This is a genomic window from Rhodococcus sp. EPR-134, from assembly GCF_001647205.1.
Classification (GTDB): domain Bacteria; phylum Actinomycetota; class Actinomycetes; order Mycobacteriales; family Mycobacteriaceae; genus Rhodococcus_F; species Rhodococcus_F qingshengii.
On the sequence record NZ_LVCT01000038.1, the window covers coordinates 1 to 8,989 of the forward strand.

Here is an 8,989-nt window from a genome sequence, read left to right on the forward strand (position 1 = left end):
CAACCGCGTTCGCCGACCCGGAGTCCGAAGCCGATATCCAAGACGCGCTGTCGCGTTTGACGGTGGGGCGCACCGTGCTGGTGATCGCGCACCGGTTGGCTTCGATCGTGAGTGCCGATCAGATCGTGGTCCTCGACGCCGGACGGATCGTGGAGAAGGGCACGCACGATCAGCTTGTGGCGAGTGGTTCAACCTATGCGCGGATGTGGGCGAGTCACAGTCGGGCCGACTCGATTGAACACAGTCGGGCCGACTCGATTGAGCACAGTCGGGCCGACTCGATTGAACGCAACACCGCAGGTAAGTCTGACGCAGCAGGAAAGGCCAACTCATGATTCGCGACCTCTTCCGGATACTCGGCCCGCAGAATCAGGGCCGTTATCGCGAGTTCCTGGTGTGGGCAGTGTTGTACGGCGTGATGCAGGGTTTGGCAGTGGCGCTTCTGGTCCCTGCGGTGCAGGCACTGTTCGATCAGAGCTGGGGCAGTTTCGTTCGGTGGCTCGCCGCCATGGCCGTATGCGCTGTGATCAGTTCGATTGCGCACTACCTGCAGGCGATGAAGGGTTTCGAGTCGGCCCTCACTCTGCTGCGGACGATGCATCTGCGCCTGGGAGATCATCTCGTCACTCTGCCGCTCGGCTGGTTCGGCGCCGGCCGACTCGGGCAGGTATCGCAGGTTGCCAGCAAGGGCACCATCTCGGTGATGGGGGCCGCTGCGCACCTGATGACACCGATCATCTCCGGAATTGCCAGCCCGGCAACCATTGTCGTGTGCATGTTGTTCTTCGACTGGCGGCTCGGGCTCGCGCTGGTAATCAGCGTTCCGATTCTCTTCGCGGCAGCACGATTTGCCTCGACGATGACTGCCAAGGCCGACGATCGGGCTCATGCAGCGGCCGTCGAATCGAACAATCGAGTGCTCGAATACGCGCGTTGCCAACCGGTCCTGCGTGCTTTCGGACGCACCCACGGGGTGTACGAACCGCTCGACGACGCGATCGAAGCGCAACACACTGCGGGTCGTTCACAACTGTGGTTCGTGGTGATCGGGTCCGTGGTCAACGGGATCGCCCTGCAATTCGTGTTCTCTGCCGTGATCATCTTGGGCGCGTTCCTCGCGCTCGGCGGCGACATCGATCCGGTCACGTTGATCGCGCTACTCGGACTGACCGCACGGTTCATCCAGCCGCTGGGTGAGATCGGCGAGTTCGGCGGTGCAATCAGAATGGCACGCAATGAAATCCGGCGAATGTCCGAGATCCTCGAAGTTGAACCAATGGTCGAACCCGATACCAGCGGGGCGGCGACGGGGGAGACGGCAGTGCAGTTCGACGCCGTCGACTTCGGATACGCGGACGGTGGGCAGGTTCTGCGAAACATCTCCTTCGACGTGCCACGGAAGTCGTTGACGGCGTTGGTCGGTCCGTCAGGGTCCGGCAAAACCACCGTCACCCGGTTGATCTCGCGCTTCTACGACGTCGACTCCGGTCTGGTGCGTGTCGGCGGCGTCGACGTGCGGGACCTCACGAGTGCCGACCTGATGTCGCAGCTGTCTCTGGTCTTCCAGGACGTGTACCTCTTCGACGACACGTTGATCGCGAACATCCGCCTCGGCCGCCCCGAAGCCACGGACGAAGAAGTCTTCGACGTGGCTCGGATCGCGGGCGTCGCGGAAATCGTCGAGCGGCTTCCTCGGGGTTGGGACACCCGTGTCGGTGAGGGCGGGACGGCACTGTCCGGTGGAGAGCGGCAGCGGGTCTCCATTGCACGCGCACTCCTCAAACGCGCACCTGTCGTTCTGCTCGACGAGGCGACTGCCGCGCTCGATCCCGAGAACGAGGCACACGTTCAACGTGCGATGCAAGAACTCGCCAGGGAAAGCACACTGCTCGTGATCGCTCACAAACTGTCGCCCGTCGTGGCCGCAGATCAGATCATCGTGCTCGGTGACGACGGTTCGATCGTCGAAGTGGGCACCCACGAAGTCCTGCTCGCAGCCGGTGGGAACTACGCCGCGTTCTGGAATCAGCGCCACCGTGCGTCGGGATGGCGGTTGGTGGCAAGCTGAGCAGAATGCAGACCGGAAAGAAGACGGGGCGGCCGCCGACGTTGTCGACAGTGGACATCGTCGAGGCCGCCCTCGCCGGTGATCTGAGTGAACTGACCATGCCGAGCGTGGCAAAGCGGCTGGGCGTCAGTCATTCTGCACTTTATCGCTACTTCGCAGACCGCGAAGCGCTGCTGCGTGCCTGCTCGGATCATGTTGTGCGTCAGACTGTATGGCCCGATACGAATCGTCCGTGGCGCGAATTCCTGAGGGATTTCTGCGACGTTCTGTGGTCCTCGTTCGAGCGCTATCCAGGTCTGGCCCAGGTCGGTCTCGCAGTTCCGGGCACGCCGCCGGCGATAATCGACATCGTGGAGAAACTGGTCGGTTCGTTGACTGCGCAAGGCTTCACACCCCACGATGCGATATTGGCGGTGGACTTCATCTCCGAGGTGACGATGACGCAGTTCGCAATGATGGCGGCGATGGACAAGACCGTCAGCTCCGCCGATTCACGTTCCGCGCGACAGGCGTATCAGGAAAGTTGGAATGCATCGGAGTCGTTGATCGAGGGTATCGGCGACGAATCGACGTGGCACGGGCGAGGTTGGTTGGACGAGAAGATCACGATCATGCTCGACGGCCTGGAAAAGCGTGTTATCGGCTGACATTTCTACTAGCTTTGAGAGTAATGCCCGTTTCGGCGTGATACAGGCTAATGTGCACACATAGGACGGGTGGTTGCTGCACCGGGAGGCGGGGATCATGGATCTCGAAGCGATTGTTCTCATCCAAAGACTCAAGTACCGATACGCACGCGCCTTGGACACCAAATCGTGGGTCGAATTCGCCGACACTCTGACCGTCGACGCCACCGCGATCTACGGAGAACAACTCAGTTTCGATTCCCGAGATTCGTTCGTCTCCTTCCTCGAGAACACTCTCGGATCACACATCATCACCGAACATCAGTGCGGGCAACCCGAGATCGACGTCGACGGAGACACCGCAACCGGGATCTGGTGCCTCGCGGACACAGTGGTCATCCCCGAAGATGGCATGCTGCTTCGCGGATCGGCCTTCTATCACGACAGATACACCCGCTGCAGCGACGGTGAATGGCGAATCTCCCACACGAGCTACGAGCGGACCTGGGAATCGGTGGTGGCGCTCGCCGACATGCCGAGTTTCCGATTGACGTCCAACAAGTGGGCGCTGCTGCAGCAACCGTCGTTCGGCGACTCGGTAGTTCGCAACGTCTCCTGAGGTCGCCCGCGATTAGAGTCGGCTCATGGTTGATGCAGATTTTTCGCTGCCTGACGTACGGACGTGGATTCGCGGTATCCCCGCGCTGACCGGAACTCCGCCGCCCGCGCCCGAGTGTTTTCCGGAAAAGCCGGGGGAGTTGTTCCTCGACTGGCTCCGTGCGGCCGTGGCCTTCGGCGTCGTCGAGCCACACGTGTGTGCGCTCTCGACCGTGGACGGTGACGGTATGCCTGATTCTCGCTTCCTCATCCTCAAGGACGTGACCGAGGGTGGGTTCTGGTTCTCTGGTTCAGCTGCTTCGCCGAAAGGTGTTGAGCTGAAAGAAAATCCGCGAGCATCGCTCGCCTTCTACTGGCGCGAGACGGGTCAACAGATCCGAATTCGCGGAACGGTTCGCGAGGGCGACGACGCACTTCGACGCCGAGACTTCGTCGAACGCTCCGTCACGGCGAGAGCGGTGGCGACGGCAAGTGAGCAGAGCGAGGTGCTCGAAGACTTAGGGGCGTACGACACGTCGGTGGCCGCTGCGGAAGCAAGAATCAGCGACGACCCAGGGTTCGTGTCGGAGGACTGGCGTGCGTGGTGCCTCCAGCCGGAGTCTGTCGAGTTCTGGCAGGCAGACTCCGGGCGTCGGCATCAGCGGTGGTTGTACCGGCGCGGCTCGGACCGAGCATGGACACGAGCAGTGCTGTGGCCCTAAGGGGCAGCTGGGCCCAGATCAGCTCGCGCTGATCTCCGGCGATACGAGGTTGACGACGATCGACTGTCCGCCCAGCTTGGCGTGGATTTCGGGATGTTCGAACCCCGAGGACAACAGGTAGCTGCCGAGCATCGTGAGCAACTCGTCCAGATCCGTCGTGGGATCGGAGGAATGTGCGCTCGAGGGTGAGGCCTGATTTGCGATGAGTTCGGTGTGGGTGAGTCGACCGGCCACTCGAACGGCGGCTACGCCCATCGCGTCGCGACGTACGACGGTACGACTCCGAGTTTCGAGCGTCCTCGATGATTCGCGTGTTGAAGCTGGCACTGAAAGGTCCTCTCCGCTGCTGTGTGCGGCCGTGGTTCGTGCAGGAAGCGGAAACGTGAATGCATCGGATTGCTTGGGTGCGGTCGACAGAAAATCCGCTGTGGCGGTGGCACTGCTGGAACCGTTACCCGTGGAAAGGTTGCTCCCAGAACCATTGCTTGCAGAACCATTACTTGCGGAACTATTGGCTCTCGATCCGTTGCCGGAACCGTTGGGGCCTGCTATTCCGTGAGAATTCTTGTCTTCCATTGTTTCGCTCCTGATGCCCGTAAACAGACCGCCGGTTTGCTTAATCGACGCAAACATACCAGGAGTTGGTTTACGGTCACACCCCTTGTGGAGTTCGGCGTTGAATGCGCAGCCACATTGCGAAGCCCCACAGGACGAAGAATGCATAGACCAGATAGAGGATCGCCGAAGGGTAATAGCCGGCTCGGAAAAGAAGGGGAACACCAACGGCGTCGACGCCGATCCAGATGAGCCAGAATTCGGTCCAGCCGCGCGCCATGCCGTATGTCGCGAGGATGGAGCCAGTGAAGATCCAGGCCTCCGCCCACGCTCCGTACGAGCCGAGGAGGTCGAAGATCCAGGCGAAAGCGATTGTGCCGCTGGTCATGACGGCGATCATGGCGACGCGCTCGCGAGTTGTCGCCCAATGGGGCAGGACTGCGCGACCGGAGTCGCGTGCCCCGCGTCGCCACTGAGTCCACCCGTAGACGCTGACGGTGATGAACAACAACTGACGGCCGGCCTGGCCGTAGAGATTGAGCTCTTGCGGCGTGTGGAAAAGTGCGCCCATGAACACCGTGAACAACAAGGCATTTCCGGCTATACCGACGGGCCACGCCCATACCGAGCGTCGCGCGCCCGCGATCGCGGAGCCGATGCCGAACGCGTTTCCGATGATCTCTCGCCAGAGAATCGTGGCGCTGCCGATGTGCAGTTCGGCGTCGAACAGCGCCTCGATCAGGCTCATCAGTCCGCAGCAGCGACGAGGGGTTCGAGTGTCAGATCCGGGAGTTCCTTCTGGATGTACTGCAGGCGCCACTTGTCACTGACCAGGGCGAGCAGAACACCGTCGGATCGGGTGAAGACCTCCACACCGCGCTGACGGTTCAGTTCGACCTCGGACGCGGCGTCGGTACGGCGAGCCAATGCGTAGCCGAGCGGTTCCATCTTGGCCTCGACGTTGAACTCGGCCTTCATGCGTGCTGCGACGACCTCGAACTGCATCGGGCCGACGGCCGCCATGACGGGGGAGGCGTCGCCGCGGATGTCGTTGCGGAGAATCTGGACGACGCCCTCGGAATCGAGTTGGTCGACAGCACGGCGGAACTGCTTGTACTTGCCGGCGCTTTCGGCGCGCAGGATCGAGAAGTGTTCCGGCGCGAACGACGGGATCGGCGGGAACTCCACCTTCTTCTCGGTGTACAGCGTGTGGCCGGGTGCGAGTGCGGTGGCGTTGACGAGGCCGACGACGTCGCCGGGGAACGCGGATTCGACGGTGGAACGTTCACGTCCGAATACCGTCTGGGCGTACTTGGTCGTGAAGGGCTTGCCGGTTTGGGCGTGTGTGACAACCATGCCGCGCTCGAACACGCCGGAGACGATGCGCATGAACGCCAGACGGTCGCGGTGCGCGGTGTCCATACCGGCCTGCACCTTGAAGACGACCGCACTGAACGGATCGGTGACCTCGCGCGGCTTGCCGCTGAGGTCTTCGCGCCCACGCGGCGGCGGCGCCAATTCGACGAGGGTGTCGAGGATCTGGCGGACGCCGAAGTTGAGCATCGCGGACGCGAAGATCACCGGGGAAGTCTGACCGGCGAGGAACATCTCCTGATCGTGGTCCTGGCCGGTAGCGGAGAGCAGTTCACTCTCCTCGGCCGCGGTCTCCCACTCGGAGCCTTCCTTGGCGAGCGCCGCGTCGGCGTCCATGACCTCTTCGGGGGCGATCTTCGCGCCGCCTGCGGTACGGGTGAAGCGGACGTACTCGCGAGCCTCACCGTCTTCACCGCGCCGCAGCAGTCCGCGGAAGTCGCCGGCGATGCCGACCGGCCAGTACAGGGGGGTGGGTGTGAGGCCGATCCGTTCGCTGATCTCGTCGAGCAGTTCGAGAGGAGTCTGACCGGGACGGTCCCACTTGTTGATGACGGTGATGACCGGAATGCCGCGGTGACGACACACCTGAAACAGCTTGAGCGTCTGCGGTTCGAGGCCCTTGGCAGCGTCGATGAGCATGACCGCCGCGTCGACGGCGGTCAGGACGCGGTACGTGTCCTCGGAGAAGTCGGAGTGACCGGGGGTGTCGACGAGGTTGATGACGTTGATCTGCTCGTCCGGGGTCTCGGACGAGTGGTAGTTGAACTGCAGTGCGGTGGAACTGACGGAAATGCCGCGGGCCTTCTCCATCTCCATCCAGTCCGAGACCGTCGACTTGCGGCCTGCCTTGCCGTGGACGGCTCCTGCCTCCGAGATCTTCTTCGCGTGCAGTGCCAGCGCTTCGGTCAGCGTCGACTTTCCGGCGTCGGGATGCGAGATGACGGCGAAGGTGCGGCGACGCTCTGCCTCGGCGGACAGGCCCTTGGTCGTCGTCGTGACCGCGACCGACCCGCTCTCGGTTGAATCGGGGCCTTCGGTGTCGGACTGGACAGTCGAGTCGGAAGGGACGGTCGAGTCGGACGGGGTAGTCAACGAAGAACCTCTCGAAGTGGGCGTCGGTGCCGGCGACGTGCCGGTGCGCGGACAGGTGGAGAGTGCGGCAGCACAACAGAGAAAGGATACTCGCAGACCACGATGCAATAGCCACTGCGGCGTAACACTCGGCGAACGATCGCTGATTATCCATGTATGTGTGTGTTCGAACACACAGCCATTTGTGTCCTGCGAAGAGTTGCACTGATCGAAGAGTGGCACTGACCGAGGAGTTGCGTTGAGCAAGTTCACCGAAGAGATGTATGCGACCGCCGCAGTCACCGACCGCGGCCTGGTGACGGGAGAGCCGGACAACGCTTTCCGTCAGACCTGGGGCGACATCCACCAGGAGGCTCGGCGCATGGCCGGCGGCCTGGCCGAGGTCGGTATCGATCGCGGCGTCGCGATCGGCATTCTCGCCGGACAGCCCGTCGACATCGCACCTGCCTGCCAGGCGACGTGGATGCGCGGTGCGTCGGTGACGATGCTGCATCAGCCGACCCCCCGAACGGATCTGGGCGTCTGGGCTCAGGACACCGAGACTGTGATCGACATGATCTCCGCGAGAGCCGTCATTCTGGGTGCGCCCTTCGACGCGGCCAAGCCGCTCCTCGAAGAGCGTGGCATCACCGTCGTGACGGTGGACGAGCTTCGCAGCGGAACGTCGATCGATCCCGTGGAGACGGCCGAATCGGATATCGCACTCCAGCAGTTGACGTCCGGTTCCACCGGTTCGCCCAAGGCCGTGCAGATCACGCACGAGAACTTCTACACAAATGCCTACGCCATGATCAACCGCATCAAGTTCTCCATCGAAGACGACGTGATGGTGAGCTGGCTTCCGCTCTTCCACGACATGGGCATGGTCGGTTTTCTCACGGTTCCGATGCAGGTGGGCGCAGAGGTCATCAGCATCACGCCGATGGATTTCCTGCGCACCCCGGTGCTGTGGGCCGAACTGATGGGCAAGTACGGCGGAACCGTCACCGCCGCACCGAACTTCGCGTACTCGCTCTTGGCTCGTCGACTCGCACAGGCGGAAGACGGGGCAGTCGACCTGTCCAGCGTCCGATACATGTGGAACGGCGCCGAGCCGGTGGATCCCGACACGATGGATGCACTCGCCGAGGCAGGTGCGCGTTTCGGTTTGAACCCGACTGCGCTGGCGCCCGTGTACGGAATGGCGGAAACCACGCTCGCCGTGTCGATTCCGGATCCCGATCAAGGTCAGGTCCTCGACTACGTCGATCCAGACTTTCTCGAATCGATGTCTCGAGCGGTGCCGTCCAATCGCCCCAACGCTCGTGCCCTCGCCACACTCGGCAAGATGGTGCCTGACCTCGAGGGACGCATCGTCGACCGTGACGGTCAGGTGCTTCCGGCCCGCGGTGTCGGAATCATCGAGGTTCGCGGCAAGGCAGTCACCCCCGGGTACGTCACGGTCGACGGACACAAGCCGGCCCAGGACGCCGACGGTTGGCTCGACACCGGTGACGTCGGGTACTTCACCGAGGAAGGACTGGTCGTGGTGTGCGGGCGAGTCAAGGACGTCATCATCATGGGCGGCCGGAACGTGTACCCCACAGACATCGAGCGGGCGGCCGGAACCGTTGCCGGTGTGCGTCCCGGAAATGCCGTCGCGATTCGTCTCGACGCCGGCCAGAAGCGTGAGAGCTTTGCAGTCGCCGTCGAGACCAACGCTTTCGAAGATCCGGAAGAGGTCAAGCGTATCGAACGCGAAGTGGTCCACGCCGTGGTTGCCGACGTCGGTGTCCGACCTCGCACCGTTGCGGTCCTGGGTCCCGGCAGTATCCCGAAGACGTCGTCGGGGAAGCTCCGCCGCGCGAATTCGGCTGCACTGCTGGGTAACTGACCGTCAGTGCAGGCGGTTCTGTGCGGCTTCCAACCCGAGTTCGAGCAGTAGCTCCACTGCATCCGCAGCCTCTTCGCATACG

Annotated in this window: 8 protein-coding genes and 2 pseudogenes; 6 read left to right on the top strand and 4 right to left on the bottom strand. The window is 62.7% G+C overall.

Annotated features, from left to right (window positions below; genetic code table 11):
- The 5 genes and pseudogenes from A2J01_RS36225 to A2J01_RS01670 all read left to right on the top strand — a co-directional run.
- Positions 1 to 335, top strand: a pseudogene (locus A2J01_RS36225) (ABC transporter ATP-binding protein); the annotation flags it as partial.
- On the top strand, positions 332 to 2,068 hold the full coding sequence (locus A2J01_RS01655) for an ABC transporter ATP-binding protein (RefSeq protein WP_064111658.1): 1,737 nt from the start codon (positions 332 to 334) through the stop codon (positions 2,066 to 2,068). The pseudogene A2J01_RS36225 and the gene A2J01_RS01655, both read left to right, overlap by 4 nt.
- A gap of 5 nt (positions 2,069 to 2,073) precedes the next feature.
- Complete coding sequence (locus A2J01_RS01660) at positions 2,074 to 2,715, top strand: TetR/AcrR family transcriptional regulator (protein WP_231782412.1); 642 nt, start codon at positions 2,074 to 2,076, stop codon at positions 2,713 to 2,715.
- 97 nt (positions 2,716 to 2,812) lie between these two features.
- Positions 2,813 to 3,313 carry a nuclear transport factor 2 family protein gene (locus A2J01_RS01665; RefSeq protein ID WP_003946235.1) on the top strand — a complete coding sequence of 167 codons (501 nt, stop codon included), beginning with the start codon at positions 2,813 to 2,815 and terminating at the stop codon, positions 3,311 to 3,313.
- A 25-nt stretch (positions 3,314 to 3,338) separates the two neighbouring features.
- Positions 3,339 to 4,013, top strand: coding sequence for a pyridoxine/pyridoxamine 5'-phosphate oxidase (locus A2J01_RS01670; protein ID WP_050654515.1), 675 nt, complete (start codon positions 3,339 to 3,341; stop codon positions 4,011 to 4,013).
- Positions 4,014 to 4,031: 18 nt separating this feature from the next.
- Here A2J01_RS01670 and A2J01_RS37310 read toward each other — a convergent pair whose 3' ends face one another.
- The 3 genes from A2J01_RS37310 to A2J01_RS01685 all read right to left on the bottom strand — a co-directional run bounded on the left by A2J01_RS37310 (position 4,032) and on the right by A2J01_RS01685 (position 6,920).
- The gene (locus A2J01_RS37310; RefSeq protein ID WP_306669658.1) at positions 4,032 to 4,340 is read right to left on the bottom strand and encodes a hypothetical protein; all 309 of its coding nucleotides are present in this window, start codon (positions 4,338 to 4,340) and stop codon (positions 4,032 to 4,034) included.
- 325 nt (positions 4,341 to 4,665) lie between these two features.
- Positions 4,666 to 5,316 (bottom strand): nicotinamide riboside transporter PnuC, encoded by a 651-nt coding sequence (gene pnuC, locus A2J01_RS01680; protein WP_050654516.1) that lies wholly within the window; start codon positions 5,314 to 5,316, stop codon positions 4,666 to 4,668.
- On the bottom strand, positions 5,316 to 6,920 hold the full coding sequence (locus tag A2J01_RS01685; RefSeq protein ID WP_135000451.1) for a peptide chain release factor 3: 1,605 nt from the start codon (positions 6,918 to 6,920) through the stop codon (positions 5,316 to 5,318). The genes pnuC and A2J01_RS01685 overlap by 1 nt, the downstream gene beginning before the upstream one ends.
- A 352-nt stretch (positions 6,921 to 7,272) precedes the next feature.
- On the opposite strand from A2J01_RS01685, the gene A2J01_RS01690 reads away from it, so the two are divergent.
- Complete coding sequence (locus A2J01_RS01690; protein WP_064111660.1) at positions 7,273 to 8,907, top strand: fatty acyl-AMP ligase; 1,635 nt, start codon at positions 7,273 to 7,275, stop codon at positions 8,905 to 8,907.
- 3 nt (positions 8,908 to 8,910) lie between these two features.
- Here A2J01_RS01690 and A2J01_RS36725 read toward each other — a convergent pair.
- Positions 8,911 to 8,989 (bottom strand): annotated as a pseudogene (locus tag A2J01_RS36725) (aminoacyl-tRNA hydrolase); the annotation flags it as partial.